This window comes from Halomonas elongata DSM 2581 (genome assembly GCF_000196875.2).
GTDB lineage: Bacteria > Pseudomonadota > Gammaproteobacteria > Pseudomonadales > Halomonadaceae > Halomonas > Halomonas elongata.
Map to the genome: position 1 here is coordinate 3,207,947 of NC_014532.2, position 15,909 is coordinate 3,223,855.

11 protein-coding genes and 3 tRNA genes are annotated in these 15,909 nt (G+C 64.6%); 2 read left to right on the plus strand and 12 right to left on the minus strand.

Going from position 1 to position 15,909, the window contains the following annotated elements:
- Nucleotides 1-10 precede the first annotated feature (10 nt).
- Complete coding sequence (gene oadA, locus HELO_RS14980) at nucleotides 11-1,825, minus strand: sodium-extruding oxaloacetate decarboxylase subunit alpha (RefSeq protein ID WP_013333491.1); 1,815 nt, start codon at nucleotides 1,823-1,825, stop codon at nucleotides 11-13.
- Between the two features lie 74 nt (nucleotides 1,826-1,899).
- A complete protein-coding gene (locus HELO_RS14985) occupies nucleotides 1,900-2,151 on the minus strand; it encodes an OadG family protein (RefSeq protein ID WP_013333492.1) in 252 nt (83 codons plus the stop codon).
- A gap of 160 nt (nucleotides 2,152-2,311) precedes the next feature.
- On the opposite strand from HELO_RS14985, the gene HELO_RS14990 reads away from it, so the two are divergent.
- The gene (locus HELO_RS14990; RefSeq protein ID WP_041602181.1) at nucleotides 2,312-3,271 is read left to right on the plus strand and encodes a tRNA dihydrouridine synthase; all 960 of its coding nucleotides are present in this window, start codon (nucleotides 2,312-2,314) and stop codon (nucleotides 3,269-3,271) included.
- Between the two features lie 78 nt (nucleotides 3,272-3,349).
- Here HELO_RS14990 and HELO_RS14995 read toward each other — a convergent pair whose 3' ends face one another.
- Together HELO_RS14995 and HELO_RS15000 are read right to left on the minus strand one after the other, a co-directional pair.
- A complete protein-coding gene (locus HELO_RS14995; protein ID WP_013333494.1) occupies nucleotides 3,350-6,508 on the minus strand; it encodes an efflux RND transporter permease subunit in 3,159 nt (1,052 codons plus the stop codon).
- Between the two features lie 142 nt (nucleotides 6,509-6,650).
- A complete protein-coding gene (locus tag HELO_RS15000) occupies nucleotides 6,651-7,832 on the minus strand; it encodes an efflux RND transporter periplasmic adaptor subunit (protein ID WP_049786306.1) in 1,182 nt (393 codons plus the stop codon).
- A 247-nt stretch (nucleotides 7,833-8,079) separates the two neighbouring features.
- Here HELO_RS15000 and HELO_RS15005 point away from each other — a divergent pair, with 247 nt between their 5' ends.
- Nucleotides 8,080-9,054 carry a LysR family transcriptional regulator gene (locus HELO_RS15005; RefSeq protein WP_013333496.1) on the plus strand — a complete coding sequence of 325 codons (975 nt, stop codon included), beginning with the start codon at nucleotides 8,080-8,082 and terminating at the stop codon, nucleotides 9,052-9,054.
- Nucleotides 9,055-9,227: 173 nt separating this feature from the next.
- On the opposite strand, the gene HELO_RS15010 is transcribed toward HELO_RS15005, so the two are convergent.
- The 8 genes from HELO_RS15010 to recA all read right to left on the minus strand — a co-directional run bounded on the left by HELO_RS15010 (nucleotide 9,228) and on the right by recA (nucleotide 15,852).
- Nucleotides 9,228-9,304 (minus strand) — tRNA-Arg (locus HELO_RS15010).
- Between the two features lie 78 nt (nucleotides 9,305-9,382).
- Nucleotides 9,383-9,459 (minus strand) — tRNA-Arg (locus HELO_RS15015).
- A gap of 21 nt (nucleotides 9,460-9,480) precedes the next feature.
- Nucleotides 9,481-9,573: transfer RNA gene (locus HELO_RS15020), tRNA-Ser, on the minus strand.
- 103 nt (nucleotides 9,574-9,676) lie between these two features.
- Nucleotides 9,677-9,874, minus strand: a complete 198-nt coding sequence (csrA, locus tag HELO_RS15025; protein WP_013333497.1) for a carbon storage regulator CsrA — start codon at nucleotides 9,872-9,874, stop codon at nucleotides 9,677-9,679.
- Nucleotides 9,875-10,074: 200 nt separating this feature from the next.
- A complete protein-coding gene (locus HELO_RS15030; protein ID WP_013333498.1) occupies nucleotides 10,075-11,325 on the minus strand; it encodes an aspartate kinase in 1,251 nt (416 codons plus the stop codon).
- Between the two features lie 99 nt (nucleotides 11,326-11,424).
- Complete coding sequence (gene alaS, locus HELO_RS15035) at nucleotides 11,425-14,031, minus strand: alanine--tRNA ligase (RefSeq protein WP_013333499.1); 2,607 nt, start codon at nucleotides 14,029-14,031, stop codon at nucleotides 11,425-11,427.
- Nucleotides 14,032-14,313: 282 nt separating this feature from the next.
- Nucleotides 14,314-14,778, minus strand: coding sequence for a regulatory protein RecX (locus HELO_RS15040; protein ID WP_013333500.1), 465 nt, complete (start codon nucleotides 14,776-14,778; stop codon nucleotides 14,314-14,316).
- A gap of 3 nt (nucleotides 14,779-14,781) precedes the next feature.
- Complete coding sequence (recA, locus tag HELO_RS15045) at nucleotides 14,782-15,852, minus strand: recombinase RecA (protein ID WP_013333501.1); 1,071 nt, start codon at nucleotides 15,850-15,852, stop codon at nucleotides 14,782-14,784.
- Nucleotides 15,853-15,909 lie beyond the last annotated feature (57 nt).

Here is a 15,909-nt window from a genome sequence, read left to right on the forward strand (position 1 = left end):
CGAAGGCTTTCTAGAGAACGATCAGCTCGTCGCCCACGGCCACGCTGTCACCTTCGCTGACCTTGATCTCCGAAACAGTGCCGGCACTGGCGGCACGCACCTCGGTCTCCATCTTCATGGCCTCGAGGATGATCACCACATCGCCCTCGGCGACGCTGTCGCCCGGCTTGACGTTGACCTTGAAGATATTGCCCGCCAGGGGCGCCGTGATGGCCTCGCCCGAAGAGGCGGCCGGCGCCGACGCGGCCTGAGGGCTCGCGGCCTGCTCCTCCACCCGGCCGATCTCGCCGCCCTCGGCGACCTCGACCACATAGGTCTTGCCGTTGACCTTGACGGTATAGGTCTCGGGACCGGTCGAGTCGGCGGCCGGCACCTGGGCTTTCGCCGGCGGCGTGGTCGTCGGAGCGGAGCCATTCTCCGGTGCCTGGGGCGCCGGCTCGAAGGCCTCGGGATCGTCGCGATTGGCGAGGAACTTCAGGCCGATCTGCGGGAAGAGCGCATAGGTCAGCACATCATCGATACGCCGCTCGCCCTCGGCCAGGCGGATCTTGTCTTCGCTGGCCTTGTTCGTCAGTTCCTCGGAAAGCCGCTCCATCTCCGGCGACAGGCGATCGGCCGGACGCTCGGTGATGGGCTCGGCGCCTTCGAGGACGCGTGTCTGGAGCTCCTGGTCGAAGGCGGCGGGCGCGGCGCCATACTCGCCCTTGAGCAGGGCCTGCACTTCCTTGGAGATGGACTTGTAGCGTTCACCCATCATCACGTTCATCACCGCCTGGGTGCCGACGATCTGCGAGGTCGGCGTCACCAGGGGGATGTAGCCCAGATCCTCGCGCACCCGGGGAATCTCGGTCAGGACGTCGTCGAGCTTGTCGCCGGCGCCCTGTTCCTTGAGCTGGCTCTCCATGTTGGTGAGCATGCCACCCGGCACCTGCGCCACCAGAATCCGCGAGTCGATGCCCTTGAGCGCACCCTCGAAGGCGGCGTACTTCTTGCGCACCTCGCGGAAATAGCCGGCGATGTCCTCGAGCAGTTCAAGGTCGAGCCCGGTGTCGCGTTCGGTGCCCTTGAGGATGGCCACCAGCGATTCGGTCGGGCTGTGGCCATAGGTCATCGACATCGAGGAAATGGCGGTATCGACGTTGTCGACCCCCGCTTCCACGGCCTTGAGCGCGGTGGCCGTGGACATGCCGGTGGTGGCGTGACAGTGCAAGTGGATGGGAATGTCCAGCGCCTTCTTCAGGCGCGACACCAGTTCGAAGGCATCGTAGGGCGTGAGCAGGCCCGCCATGTCCTTGATCGCCAGGGAATCGGCGCCCATGTCGGCGATGGAACGCGCCAGCTCCACCCAGCTTTCTATGGTGTGGACCGGACTCACGGTATAGGAAATGGTGCCCTGGGCATGGCCTTCGTTGGCTCGCACGGCCCGGATGGCACGCTCCAGGTTGCGCGGGTCGTTCATGGCGTCGAAGATGCGGAAGACGTCGACCCCGTTGGTCTTGGCACGCTCGACGAAGCGATCGACCACGTCGTCGGCGTAGTGCCGATAGCCGAGCAGGTTCTGGCCCCGCAGCAGCATCTGCTGGGGCGTATTGGGCATGGCCTCTTTCAACGCCCGTATCCGCTCCCACGGATCCTCGCCGAGATAGCGGATACAGGCGTCGAAGGTCGCGCCACCCCAAGACTCCAGCGACCGGAAGCCGACACGATCGAGCTTCTCGGCAATCGGCAACATGTCGTCCAGGCGCAGGCGCGTGGCAAACAGCGACTGATGAGCATCGCGCAGCACTACATCGGTGATGCCGAGCGGGCGTGCGTTTTCATTCATGCGGGTTTCCTTATCGTTGTATCTGAAATGAGTCGTCATGAAACGAAGGGCAAGGAAAGCGGTTCTCTTATCGCTCAGCGTCGGTGACGGCGGCGATGGCGGTGCACGGCGGCGCTGATCGCGGCCATGACGTCGTCATCGCGCGCCGCCGCCGAGCGACCGGAGGTCGAGGCGGGATGGGCCGGCGCCGGCTCCGGGAAATATCGCCCGATGATCCGGGACATCAGGGTCGTGGTGATCACCAGAACGGTCAGGAAGACGAATACGAACCCCATGCCGAGCCCCATCAGGGCAAAGCCCTCGTTCAATAACTGCGTATCCTGCATGCGGTCTGCTCCTCGTTCGCGCTGCCACCCTTACATGCCGATGACAAGCGCATGAATGCTGAGGCTATAACCTGCCAACCTCGCAATGAATTACAATGACGCCATGGTGGAAGTCGACGTTGTTAATTTACTACATGATGGTCGCATCGGCCTAGCCCCTATGGAAGGGGTCATCGATGCCGCGACACGCGACCTGCTGACCCGCACCGCCGGCATCGACTGGACGGTGACCGAATTCGTGCGCGTGGTGGACGCTCGCCTGCCGCCACGCGTCTTCCTGCGCCACTGTCCCGAACTGGCCGGCGGGGACCCTCGCACGCCCAGCGGCGCTCCCGTGCACCTGCAATTGCTGGGCTCGGACCCCGTGGCGCTGGCGGCCAACGCGCGTCAGGCGCTCGCGCTCGGCGCGACGAGTCTCGATCTCAACTTCGGCTGCCCTGCCAAACTGGTCAACCGACACGACGGGGGCGCTTCCATGTTGCGCACCCCCTGGCGCCTGCGCACTGCCGTCAGCGCCGTCCACGACGCCGTGGGCGACGTCATTCCGGTAACGGCCAAGATCCGCCTGGGATTCGCCGACCGCCGACTGGCACTGGACTGCGCCCGTGCCACCGAGGACGGCGGCGCCAGCCAACTGGTGGTCCACGCCCGCACGCGCAACGAGGGCTATCGCCCGCCGGCGCACTGGGAGTGGATCGGCCGCATACGCCGCCGACTGTCGATCCCGGTGATCGCGAACGGCGACATCTGGACCCTCGAGGATTACTGGAAGGCCCGCACGCTCTCGGGCTGCCGCGATGTCATGCTCGGTCGCGGCGCCCTGGCCGACTCCGGCCTGGCGCCCCGCATCCGCCACTGGCAGGGCACCGGCGAACACCTTCCCCCGACCCCATGGGCCGACAAGGCCAGTCTGCTGCTCGATTATGCTGCAATGCAGCGTAGCATACTTTCATCCAAGACGGTGGTGGCGCGACTAAAGCAGTGGATGAACCACATGCGTGGACGGGACCCCGAGGCGGCACGCTGCTTCCAGGCACTGCGTCGCATCACCGAGCTGGATGACTTTCTGGCAGGACTACGGGCGTCGATGACTTCCGAGGCGCCGGCCTTGCCGGCATGACGGGAAGAAAGCCTTAGAGACGACGAGGCGCGGACCCATGGCCCGCGCCTCGAATGGTTCATACAAGGATGGCGCCATTCACGCCTGATAGCCTTCCGCTTCCGGCTGCGCCCGCTCGCTGCGCGTCACCAGCTTGCGCAGCGCGACATAGAACACCGGCGTCAGGAAGAGCCCGAACAGCGTCACGCCGAGCATGCCGGCGAAGACGGCCACGCCGAGCGCCTGACGCACCTCGGCACCGGCGCCGCTGGCCAGCATCAGCGGGACCACCGCGGCGGTGAAGGTGATCGAGGTCATGATGATCGGCCGCAGGCGCAGACGGCAGGCTTCCAGCGCCGCCTCGACGATACCCCGCCCCTGGCGCTCCAGTTCCCGGGCGAACTCGACGATCAGGATGGCGTTCTTGCATGCCAGGCCGATCAACACCACCAGCCCCACCTGAACGAAGATGTTGTTGTCGCCCTTCATGAACCACACCCCGAGCAAGGCCGACAGCATGCACATCGGCACGATCAGGATCACAGCCAGCGGCAGGGTCCAGCTCTCGTAGAGCGCGGCCAGGGCCAGGAAGACCAGCATCACCGACAACGGGAACACCACCAGCGCGGCATTGCCCTGGGTGGCCTGCTGATAGCTCAGATCCGTCCACTCGATGTCCATGCCATTGGGCAATACCTTGGCGGCGAGCTCCTCGAGTGCTTCCATCGCCTGTGTCGAGGACAGTACGCGGGGATCCGCCTCGCCGGCCAGGTCGGCAGCAGGATAGCCGTTGTAGCGCAGCACCGGATCCGGGCCGAATGTCTGGTCGATCCGCACCATCGAGCCGATCGGCACCATCTCGCCGTTCTCGTTGCGGGTACGCAGGTCGGCGATGTCCTCGACATCATCGCGGAAGGAAGCATCGGCCTGGGCGATCACCTGCCAGGTGCGGCCGAACCGATTGAAGTCGTTGACGTAGGTCGAGCCGAGATAGGTCTGCAAGGTATCGAACAACGCCGTCAACGGCACGCCCTGGGCCTTGGCCTTGATCCGATCGACCCCGGCGTCGAGCTGGGGCACGTTGGCCTGATAGCTGGTGATCGGAAAGCCCATCCCCTCGGTCTGAGCAATCGCTCCCTGAAAGCCCTGTACCGCGTTCTGCAACGCCCCGTAGCCCAGGCCGGCGCGATCCTCGACGAACATCTGCCAGCCATTGCCATTGCCCAGCCCCAGGATCGGCGGTGGCATGAACGAGAAGGTGAAACCGCCCTGCAGGCCGGCGATCTTCTGGTTGATCTCGGCGTTGATCTCGGCCGCCGAGCGACTTCGTTCGTCGAACGGCGACAGGGTCAGGAAGACCACACCACTGTTCGGCGTGTTGGTGAACTGCAGCGCATTGAGCCCCGGGAAGGCGATCGAGTGCGTCACCTCCTCGCTCTCCATGGCGATATCGCCGACCTGGCTCAAAAGCTCATCGGTACGCGACAGAGAGGCCCCTTCCGGCAGCTTGACGCCAGCGATCAGGTACTGCTTGTCCTGGGTCGGAATGAAGCCCGGCGGAACCGCCTGGAACATCAGCCCGGTCCCCGCCAGCAACAGCGCATAGACCACGAACACGGCACCCCGCCGATGCAGCGATCGCGCGACCGCCCCCTGATACTTCTCCGAGCTGCTGCCGAAGAAGCGATTGAAGGGACGGAACACCCAGCCGAGCAACAGGTCGATCAAGCGCGTCAGTCGATCCTTGGGCGCATCATGTGGCTTGAGCAGCATCGCCGCCAGGGCCGGCGACAGGGTCAGCGAGTTGATCGTGGAGATGACCGTGGAGATGGCGATGGTCGCCGCGAACTGGCGGTAGAACTGCCCGGTGACACCGGACAGAAACGCCATCGGCACGAAGACCGCGCACAGCACCAGGCCGATGGCGATGATCGGGCCGGAGACCTCCCGCATCGCCTGATGCGCGGCCGCCAGTGGTGCCAGGCCTTCCCCGATGTTGCGCTCGACGTTCTCGACCACCACGATGGCGTCGTCGACCACGATGCCGATCGCCAGTACCAGGCCGAACAAGGTCAGGGTATTGATCGAGAAGCCCAGCAGGTAGAGCACGGCGAAGGTACCCACCACCGATACCGGCACTGCGATCAAGGGAATGATCGAGGCGCGCCAGGTCTGCAGGAAGAGCGTGACCACCAATACCACCAGCAGCACCGCCTCGAGCAGCGTCTTGATCACCGACTTTATGGAGTCGCGCACGAAGATGGTGGTGTCGTACACCGCCTCGTACTCGACACCTTCCGGGAACCACTGGGACAGTTCGTCCATGGTATCGATGACCTGCTCCTGGATCTCCAGGGCATTCGCGCCCGGCGCCTGAAAGACGCCGATGGCGACCGCATCCTTGCCATCCAGTTGAGAGCGCAGGGTGTAGTCGCCGGCGCCGAGTTCCAGGCGAGCGACATCGGCCAGCCGCACGATTTCACCATCGGCGCTGCTCTTGAGCACGATGTCGCCGAACTCCTGCTCAGTAGCCAGGCGCCCCCGGGCATTGATCAGGGTCAGGAAGTCACTGTCGGGCATGGGCTCGGCGCCGAGCTGGCCGGCCGAGACCTGAACGTTCTGCTCGCGTATCGCCTGCACCACATCGCTGGCCGTCAGTCCCCGCGCGGCAACCTTGTCCGGGTCGAGCCAGGCCCGCATGGCGTAATCGCCACCACCGAAGATCTGCGCCTCCCCGACCCCCTGAAGACGTGCCAGCGCATCCTTGACGTGCAGCCGTGCATAGTTGCGCAAGTAGAGCGTGTCGTAGCGACCATCGGGCGAAGTCAGATGCACGACCATCAAAAAGGTCGGCGACTGCTTTTGCGTGGTCACACCCTGTCGTCGCACATCCTCGGGCAACCGCGCCAGCGCCTGGCTGACCCGGTTCTGCACCTTGACCGCCGCGTCGTCCGGATCGGTACCGGGGCGGAAGGTCACGGTCATCTGCAGCACGCCGTCGGAGCCGGCCACCGACTTGAGGTACATCATGTCCTCGACACCGTTGATCGACTCTTCCAGCGGGGTGGCCACCGTCTCGGCGATGACCTTGGGGTTGGCCCCCGGATAGGCCGTGCGCACCACGACCGAGGGCGGTACCACGTCCGGATACTCGCTGACCGGCATCAGCGGAATGGTGATCACGCCGGCGACAAAGATGAGAATCGACAGCACCGCGGCAAAGATCGGGCGGTCGACGAAGAACTTCGCAAAATCCATGGCAATGCCTCCCCTTCAGGCCGGACGCGCGGCGCCCACCCCAAGGTCTGTACGAAAAGTGCCTGCACTCGGTGATGAAGTCCGATCGGCCGCCGACACCTGGAGCGTGCGGCGACCACGCTGGAAGATATCGAGTCGAAGCCTAGTGGGCGGCCAGTTCGGCGGGCCTGGACGCTCCCCTCATGTCGACGCTTTCCGCCGCCACCTGCATGCCCGGATAGAAGATCCGATGGGCGCCCTTGACCACCACGCGCTCTCCCGGCTCCAACCCCGTCTCGATCACCCTGAGCCCATCGGCCATGCGCCCCGGCCGAATGTCCTTGCGCAGGGCAACCCCCTGATCGTCGACGACGTAGACATACTTGCGGTCTTGATCGGTCAACACCGCCTTGTCGTCGATCAGTACGGCATCTTCGGCACTGCTGCCGAGCAGTTGCACACGGGCGAACATGCCCGGCGTGAAGCGCCCCTCGTCATTGTCGAGCACGGCGCGGACCATCATGGTGCCCGTGGTGGCATCCAGGCTGTTATCGACGAAGTCCACCTCGCCCGCGTATGGATAGCCGGTGTCGTTGGCCAGCCCGACGCGCACTGGCGTTCGCTCCTCGCGAGAACTCGAGCGTTCGCCGGAACGCGCCAGTTCGCCGTAGTTCAGGAAGGTCTGCTCGTCGCTGTAGAAATGGACATGGACCTTGTCCAGCGAGACGATGGAGGTCAGCGGCGTGGCATCCGACACCAGGTTGCCGACGGTCACCAGGGCGCGCCCCGTACGCCCCGAAATGGGCGCTCGCACCTCGGTGAATTCCACATTCAGGCGCGCCCTCTCGACCTCGGCCTGGGCAGCCAGGATATCGGCCTCGGCCTGGGCGGCGGTGGCCCGGCGTTGATCCAGCACCTCGCGGGAAATGGAGCGGGACTGAGCCAGGGTCTCGGCCCGGGCGGCCTCGCTGCGGGTCAATTCGGCCCTGGCGCGGGCACGCTCGAGTTCGGCCTCGGCGCGGGCCAGATCGGCCTGGTAGGGGCGTGGGTCGATGGTGAACAGCACCTCCCCCTTCTCCACGGTCTGGCCCTCGCTGTAGTGGATCTCATCCAGGTAACCCGAGACGCGCGGACGCAACTCCACCTCATCCACCGCATCGATGCGTCCGGTGAATTCGTCCCAGAAATTCACGTCCTTGACCACGACCTCAGCCACGCTAACCTGAGGAGGAGGTGGTTCCTCCGGGGCACTGTCGGCCTGGCTGTCGCAACCGGCCAGTACGCTTAATCCCATTCCCATGGCGGCCACCATGGGGAGATGCTGACGCAACGATGGCAAGAACATCTTGTGGACGTCCATGGCAGTCCCTCGATCGACTCGTGACGGCGAATGCATAGCCGGCAACCGCCAGGTCATGGCGGATGAAATGTCGTGAATGCCCTTCTAATCGTATGGGATGAAGGAAAATCGACATCGTCGGCATGCGCTGCAGCACACCACCTTAGAAGCCGAAGGGATTTTTGATTAGCCGGGATATCAGGGAAATACTGTTCCACTGACGGAACAGTTAGCCGGCTTACACAGGACGCCGATGATGCAGCAAGATCTCAACGATGCCTTGATCTTCGCCAGAGTCGTGGAACAAGGCAGTTTCACTGCAGCCTCCAGATTGCTGAGCATTCCCAAGACCACCGTGAGCCGCAAGATTCAAGCGCTGGAACTGCGCCTGGGAGCACGCCTGCTGAACCGCACCACCCGCCGGTTGAGCCTGACCGAGGCCGGTGGTGTCTATTACGATTATTGCCACCGTATCGTGGAGGAACTCGGCGAAGCCGAGAGCGCCGTGCAACGGCTCGAAGGCAATCCGCGCGGCTGGCTGCGGGTCACCGCGCCCTTCACCATGTGCACCGACTTCACCTCGGCTCTGATGCGGGATTTCCGCACCCTCTACCCGGAAGTGAAGATCGACCTGGTGCTCTCCAATGAACGACTCGACCTGGTCGCCCAACAGATCGACGTCGCCCTGCGCATCGGCCCGCTGCCGGATTCCAGCCTGGTGGCTCGCCCCCTGGCTCGATACCGCTCCTTCATCTATGCCAGCAGCCGCTATATCGCGCGACACGGCGAGCCACGGGAACCGGCCGACCTGGCCTACCATCCCACCCTGGCCCGGAGTACCGACCAACGTGGGCAGCGTTTCTTCTGGCAGTTGCACAAGGGCATCCAGCAGCAGGAAATCGAGCTGGACCCCGTTGCCGTCGCCAACGATCCTTTCGTGCTGCGGGGGCTATTGCTCGACGGCTCGGGTCTGATGCTGGCCAGCGAGGCCGTGGCCTGCCTGGGGCCGGAAGAACACCAACTGCGGCGTATTCTGCCGGAGTGGGAAGGCCCGGAAGTCGAGTTCAACGCCGTCTTCCCGGGAGGGCGACTCATCTCGCCGAAGGTCCGCACCTTCGTCGATTTCGTCGTGGAACGGACGAGCCTCACTCACATCGCCCCTCCCGCCGCAATGCCTCCCGAGCCAGCGAATTCGCGTCACGCCAACGCCCTGGACGAAACGGTCTGAATCGGATACGAAAGGGATCAAGAGAAGGAATCAAAAAAAGAGGCGCTCGTCGCATTGCGACGGCGCCTCGAACGATCTCAGGACCCCGCTCCTCCAGAGTAAAGGGCCCAGCTAATGGCAAGCCTGCCATGAAACCAAAAGACCCGCCCTCGCGTGGAGGACGGGTCGGGATCTGGCGCGCCCGGGAGGATTCGAACCTCCGACCGCCTGATTCGTAGTCAGGTACTCTATCCAGCTGAGCTACGGGCGCAGCACACAACGAACGAGTCGTTGAAATTGACGGTGAATCTTCCTAGGCTCGATGGATGGGGACCCATCTTGAGGAAAGTGGCGCGCCCGGGAGGATTCGAACCTCCGACCGCCTGATTCGTAGTCAGGTACTCTATCCAGCTGAGCTACGGGCGCAACCTTCACCGTGCCGAACAATGGCGGAGAGGGAGGGATTCGAACCCTCGAAGGGGCTATTAACCCCTTACTCCCTTAGCAGGGGAGCGCCTTCAGCCACTCGGCCACCTCTCCCTCATCGGCACGGTGCGCATCCTACCGATTTAAAAGGCCATTGTCCAGCACCCGGAGAACTTTTCTCGCTCGATCCGGCGTCGGTACACGCCGGTATCGAGATTCAAGGCGTCTCGTCGTCGACATCGTCGTCGGATTTCTCGCGCTGGATGCGCTGATAGATCTCTTCGCGGTGCACGGCGACATCCTTGGGTGCGTTAACACCAATGCGGACCTGGTTGCCCTTTACCCCAAGGACAGTGACGGTGATGTCGTCACCGATCATCAGGGTTTCGCCGACGCGGCGGGTCAGGATGAGCATGACTGATCTCCTTTTCAGACTTCTGGCTACGGGATGCTGCCACCTACGGGGACGACGGCGCATCACACCATGGCACGATGTCGCCCCCGAGCCAATAGCGCCGACCATGACACTGGATCGTCACGTTGAAGGGAAGCCCTTTCACCCCAGTGTCATGGACTCCCTATCAGCGTAGAAGCTGTCGGCGAACCCCGATGCCGTTATTCACTTTCGATATCGGCCTTGTCGAGCCCGAAAGCCTTGTGCAGGGCGCGTACCGCCAACTCCATGTGCTTCTCGTCGATCACCACGGAGATCTTGATCTCGGAGGTGGAAACCATACGGATATTGATGTTCTCTTCCGACAGCACACGGAACATCTTGGACGCCACGCCGGCATGGGAACGCATGCCGACACCCACCAGCGAGACCTTGGCGATGTTGTCGTCACCCTTGACCTCGCCCTCGCCCAGCGCGGGCAGCACCTGCTCCTCGAGGATGCGCAGGGTCTGCTTGTAGTCGCTCTTGGCCACGGTGAAGGTGAAGTCGGTGTAATCGCCGGCCGGCGCCACGTTCTGCACGATCATGTCGATCTCGATGTTGGCATCGGCGATCGGCCCCAGGATGCGCGATGCCACACCGGGTACGTCCGGCGTGTTGAGCAGGGTCAGCTTGGCCTCGTTGGCGGTGAAGGCGATACCGGAGATCAGCGGTTCTTCCATGGAGTCCTCGTCTTTGTCGGAATCTGCGACGATCAGTGTGCCGGGGCCGTCCTCGAAACTGGACAGCACGCGCAGCGGAACATTGTATTTGCCGGCGAACTCGACGGCGCGGATCTGCAGGACCTTGGAGCCCAGGCTCGCCAGTTCCAGCATCTCCTCGACGGTGATGGTGTCCAGGCGCTGGGCCCGGGAGCAGACCCGCGGGTCAGTGGTATAGACGCCGTCGACATCGGTGTAGATCTGGCACTCGTCGGCGCCCAGCGCCGCGGCCAGGGCCACCCCGGTGGTGTCGGAGCCGCCACGGCCGAGGGTGGTGATGTTGCCTTCCTCGTCGACGCCCTGGAAACCGGCGACCACGGCGACCTGGCCGTCGTTCAGGTCCTGGCGCATGTCCTCGGTCTCGATGCGCTGGATACGCGCCTTGGTGTGGGCGCTGTCGGTCATGATGCCGACCTGGGAACCGGTATAAGAGGTGGCCGGCACGCCGAGCTTGTGCAGTGCCATGGCCAGCAGCGAGATGGTCACCTGCTCGCCGGTGGAGACCAGCATGTCCATCTCGCGCGGCGTCGGCTCGTCGTTGATGTCGTTGGCCAGACCGATCAACCGGTTGGTCTCGCCGCTCATCGCGGAAACCACGACCACGACCTGGTGCCCCTCGTCACGGAAGCCCTTGACCTTTTCGGCCACGGCCTTGATACGCTCCACGGAGCCCACCGAGGTGCCGCCGAACTTCTGTACGTATAGTGCCATTTTATCGTTGTCCCTCGTATCCGGGTTAACGTTCGAATGAAAACGGTTGGCTTTATAAACCAGGGGCCGAAGGCATCCCGCCTTCGGCCCCGATGATCATCAGAGCTTCGACTCGACCCACACGGGCACGCTATCCAGCGCACCGGGCAGGGCCGGGACATCGCTGCCACCGGCCTGGGCCATGTCGGGGCGTCCCCCGCCCTTGCCGCCGACCTGCGAGGCCACGTGATTGACCAGCTCACCGGCCTTGATCCGGCCGGTCAGGTCATCGGTGACGCCGGCGATCAGGCTGACCTTGCCGGCCTGTTCATCGCCCACGCCGAGCACCACCACGCCCGAGCCGAGCTTGTTCTTGAGCTGGTCGAGCAGGCCGCGCAGCTCCTTGCCGGAGACGCCCTCGAGGCGCTTGGCCAGCACCTTGATGCCCTTGACCTCGTGGGCTTCGCCGAGCATGTCGCTGCCGGCGGCGCTGGCCAGCTTGGCCTTGAGGCGCTCGAGTTCCTTTTCCAGCTCGCGGTTGCGCTCGACCAGCGAGGTCACGCGCTCCTCGACCTGCTCCGGCTTGGCCTTCAGACGCTCGCCGATGCGCGCCACTCGCGCTTCCTGCTCGCGGAAGTAGGCCAGGGCGCCTTCACCGGTGATCGCCTCGATACGGCGCACGCCACTGGCGATGCCGGCTTCGGCGACGATGTGGCAACAGCCGATGTCGCCGCTGCGCGCCACGTGAGTCCCGCCGCACAGTTCGATGGAGAAATCGTCGGCACCGATGGTCAGCACCCGCACGCTGTCGGCGTACTTGGCTTCGAACAGCGCCGCCGCACCCTTTTCCTTCGCCTCGTCGAGCGTCATGTGCTCGATGCGGGTCGGCGCGTTGGCCAGCACCTGCTCATTGACCAGTCGCTCGACCTCGGCCAGCTGCTCGGCGGTCATCGGCTCGAAGTGGCTGAAGTCGAAACGCAGCCGCTCCGGAGTCACCAGCGAGCCCTTCTGCTGAACGTGATCGCCCAGCACCATACGCAATGCCTGGTGCAGCAGGTGGGTCGCCGAGTGGTTGCGTACCGTGGCGGCCCGCAGGCTCGGGTCGACGCGCGGCGTCACGCTGGCGCCAACCTCGAGCTCGCCTTCGAGCAGGCGCCCCTGGTGCAGATGATGCCCTGCCTGCTTCTGGGTGTCCTCGACGAGGAAACGCCCGCCCTCGAGCTCGAGATAGCCGGTGTCGCCGACCTGGCCCCCGGACTCGCCATAGAAGGGCGTGCGGTCGAGCACCACCACGCCCCGCTGCTCGGCCTCGAGCCGTGCCAGGGCATTGCCCTGCTCGTCGACCAGGGCCACCACGGTGGCGCGATCCTCGAGCCGGTCGTAGCCGGTAAAATCGGTCTGGCCCTCGAGCTCCAGCGCCGCACCGTAGTCGACGCCGAACTGGCTGGCTGCCCGGGCGCGCTCACGCTGGGCCTCCAGTTCGCGCTCGAAACCGGCCTCGTCCAGCGAGACCCCGCGCTCGCGGCATACATCCGCGGTCAGGTCGAAGGGGAAGCCATAGGTGTCATAGAGCTTGAACACCGTCTCCCCGGGCAGGGTATCGCCCTCGAGGGCATCCAGCGCTTCCCCGAGCAATCCCATGCCATGCTCCAGGGTCCGCGCAAACTGCTCCTCTTCCTTGAGCAGCACGCGCTCGATCTGATCGCGGGCCTCGCGCAGCTCCGGATAGGCCTCGCCCATCTCGGCGTCCAGCGCCGCCACCAGCTTGTGGAAGAAACAGCCCTGGGCTCCGAGCTTGTGACCGTGACGCACGGCACGCCGGATGATGCGCCGCAGTACATAGCCGCGCCCCTCGTTGGACGGCAGCACGCCGTCGGCCACCAGGAAGGCGCAGGAGCGAATGTGATCGGCGATCACGCGCAGCGAAGGCGCGGAGGTGTCATCATGCCCGGTGGCTTCGGCAGCGGCGGCGAGCAGGTTCTGGAACAGGTCGATCTCGTAGTTCGAGTGCACGCCCTGCATGACCGCGGCGATGCGCTCCAGCCCCATGCCGGTATCGATGGACGGCTTGGGCAAGGGGTTCATGTTGCCGGCGGCATCGCGGTCGTACTGCATGAACACCAGGTTCCAGACCTCGATGTAGCGGTCGCCGTCCTCCTCGGGGCTGCCGGGAGGTCCACCCCACACCTCGGGGCCATGGTCGAAGAAGACCTCGGAACTCGGCCCGCAGGGGCCGGTATCGCCCATCTGCCAGAAGTTGTCCTCATCGAGACGGGAGAAGCGCTCGGGGTCGATGCCCACCTCGTCCTTCCAGATGCGTTCGGCCTCATCGTCGCTGACATGGACGGTGACCCAGAGCTTTTCCCTGGGCAGGCCGAGCACCTCGGTGAGGAAGTTCCAGGCAAAATGAATGGCATCGCGCTTGAAGTAGTCACCGAAGCTGAAGTTGCCCAGCATCTCGAAGAAGGTGTGGTGACGCGCGGTATAGCCGACGTTGTCCAGGTCATTGTGCTTGCCGCCGGCGCGCACGCAGCGCTGGGCCGAAGTCGCTCGCACATAGGGGCGCGGATCGCGCCCCAGGAAGACGTCCTTGAACGGCACCATGCCGGCATTGGTGAACAGCAGGGTCGGGTCGTTGTCCGGCACCAGGGAGCTCGACGGGACGATGGAGTGCCCTCGCTCCTCGAAGTAGCTCAGAAAGGCCTGTCGGATGTCTGCACTTTTCATGGAATATCCGTGACGATAAGCATGGTGGCCCTCCGAGCGGAGAACGCCGCTCGGGGCACTGGGAAGCACTCAATAAATCGGCAAGCGTGCTCGAGCACGCGGCGCTCGGGATATTGCGACCGACGCTGGCGGGATTGGCCGAGATCTCGGCCGGGCCGGCGGCCATCGCGCAGCGATCGAGGCGCCGAGCCACGCAGGCATTTAGTCAGTGTTTCCTCCGCAAAGGGAGCCATTATAGCGCAGTCGTCAAGCAACGACAGGGCGGGAGGAGGCAGGATTGTCTCAGATATCGTCCCAGGCATGGGTCAGGGCGTGCCGGAGCTGCTCGAAATCGAACCCCCGGCCGGCCAGGAAGCGCTCCCTTCGGGCCCGCTCCCGCGGCGTCTCGCCTGGTCCCGTGAAACGGCGCGCCAGCACCTCGGCGGCCAGCTCGAACCAGTCGACCTCGGAGGCCAGCTCGGCGAAGGCCTGGCGCGCGATGTCATCGTCGATGCCACGCCGACCGAGCTCGGCACGTAACTTGATCGGCCCCTGCCCCCGGGCAACCCGGGAGCGCAGGAAGCTTTCGGCGAAACGCGCATCGGACTGCAGGCCCTGCTCTTCCAGCTCGAGCAGGCAGGCCTCTACGTCTTCGGCGGCATGGCCCTTCGCGGCCAGGCGCTCGCGCAACTCCCCCCGGGCATATTCCCGCCGCGCCAGCAGGCGGATGGCATCGTCCCGGGGTGTGCTCTCGGCCGTTTCGCGCATCTTTTACAGCAGGCCATCCTCGCGTTCGCTGCCCTCGCCGATCGGCGCCTCGGCCTCGCTCTCTTCCTCGCGAGGTTCCGGGGTAGCCAGCAACTGGGCGCGAATCTGGCTTTCGATCTCTTCCATCACCGCCGGGTTGTCCTCGAGGAACTGGGCGGCGTTGGCCTTGCCCTGGCCGATCTTGTTGCCCTGATAGCTGTACCAGGCGCCCGCCTTGTCGACCAGGCCACACTGGACGCCCAGATCTACCACTTCCCCGGCGTGGTAGATGCCCTTGCCATAGAGGATCTGAAACTCGGCCTGACGGAACGGCGGCGCTACCTTGTTCTTGACCACCTTGACCCGGGTCTCGTTGCCGACGACCTCGTCGCCCTGCTTCACCGAACCGGTGCGACGGATATCCAGGCGCACGCTGGAATAGAACTTCAGGGCGTTGCCGCCGGTGGTGGTCTCGGGGCTGCCGAACATCACGCCGATCTTCATGCGGATCTGGTTGATGAACACCACCATGCAGTTGGCGTTCTTCATGTGACCGGTCACCTTGCGCAGTGCCTGGGACATCAGGCGCGCCTGCAGGCCGACGTGGGAGTCGCCCATCTCGCCCTCGATCTCGGCGCGCGGCGTCAAGGCGGCCACCGAGTCGATGATGATCACGTCGACACCGCCCGAGCGCACCAGCATGTCGCAGATTTCCAGCGCCTGCTCACCGGTGTCGGGCTGGGAGACCAGCAGGTCGTCGAGATTGACGCCGAGCTTCTCGGCATAGCTGGGATCGAGGGCGTGCTCGGCGTCGATGAAGGCGCACGTCTTGCCCTGCTTCTGCGCCTCGGCGATGACCGCGAGCGTCAGGGTGGTCTTGCCCGAGGACTCGGGGCCGAAGATCTCGACGACGCGGCCGTAGGGAAGACCGCCGATGCCCAGGGCGATATCCAGGCCCAGCGAGCCGGTGGAGACCGATGGCATCGCCACACGCGGCGTGTCGCCCAGCCGCATTACGGTTCCCTTGCCGAACTGTCGATCGATCTGGGATAGCGCGGCGTTCAGCGCCTTGGAACGATTTTCGTCCTGAGCCATGACAGGCCTCCTAAGCGATAGCGAATAATCGAGAGCCGGCCGGCAGCCATGCCCTCT

Coding starts and splice junctions, on each gene's coding strand:
- oadA (WP_013333491.1), bottom strand. CDS start 1,825: ATGAATGAAAACGCACGCCCGCTCGGCATCACCGATGTAGTGCTGCGC.
- HELO_RS14985 (WP_013333492.1), bottom strand. CDS start 2,151: ATGCAGGATACGCAGTTATTGAACGAGGGCTTTGCCCTGATGGGGCTC.
- HELO_RS14990 (WP_041602181.1), top strand. CDS start 2,312: ATGGAAGGGGTCATCGATGCCGCGACACGCGACCTGCTGACCCGCACC.
- HELO_RS14995 (WP_013333494.1), bottom strand. CDS start 6,508: ATGGATTTTGCGAAGTTCTTCGTCGACCGCCCGATCTTTGCCGCGGTG.
- HELO_RS15000 (WP_049786306.1), bottom strand. CDS start 7,832: ATGTTCTTGCCATCGTTGCGTCAGCATCTCCCCATGGTGGCCGCCATG.
- HELO_RS15005 (WP_013333496.1), top strand. CDS start 8,080: ATGATGCAGCAAGATCTCAACGATGCCTTGATCTTCGCCAGAGTCGTG.
- csrA (WP_013333497.1), bottom strand. CDS start 9,874: ATGCTCATCCTGACCCGCCGCGTCGGCGAAACCCTGATGATCGGTGAC.
- HELO_RS15030 (WP_013333498.1), bottom strand. CDS start 11,325: ATGGCACTATACGTACAGAAGTTCGGCGGCACCTCGGTGGGCTCCGTG.
- alaS (WP_013333499.1), bottom strand. CDS start 14,031: ATGAAAAGTGCAGACATCCGACAGGCCTTTCTGAGCTACTTCGAGGAG.
- HELO_RS15040 (WP_013333500.1), bottom strand. CDS start 14,778: ATGCGCGAAACGGCCGAGAGCACACCCCGGGACGATGCCATCCGCCTG.
- recA (WP_013333501.1), bottom strand. CDS start 15,852: ATGGCTCAGGACGAAAATCGTTCCAAGGCGCTGAACGCCGCGCTATCC.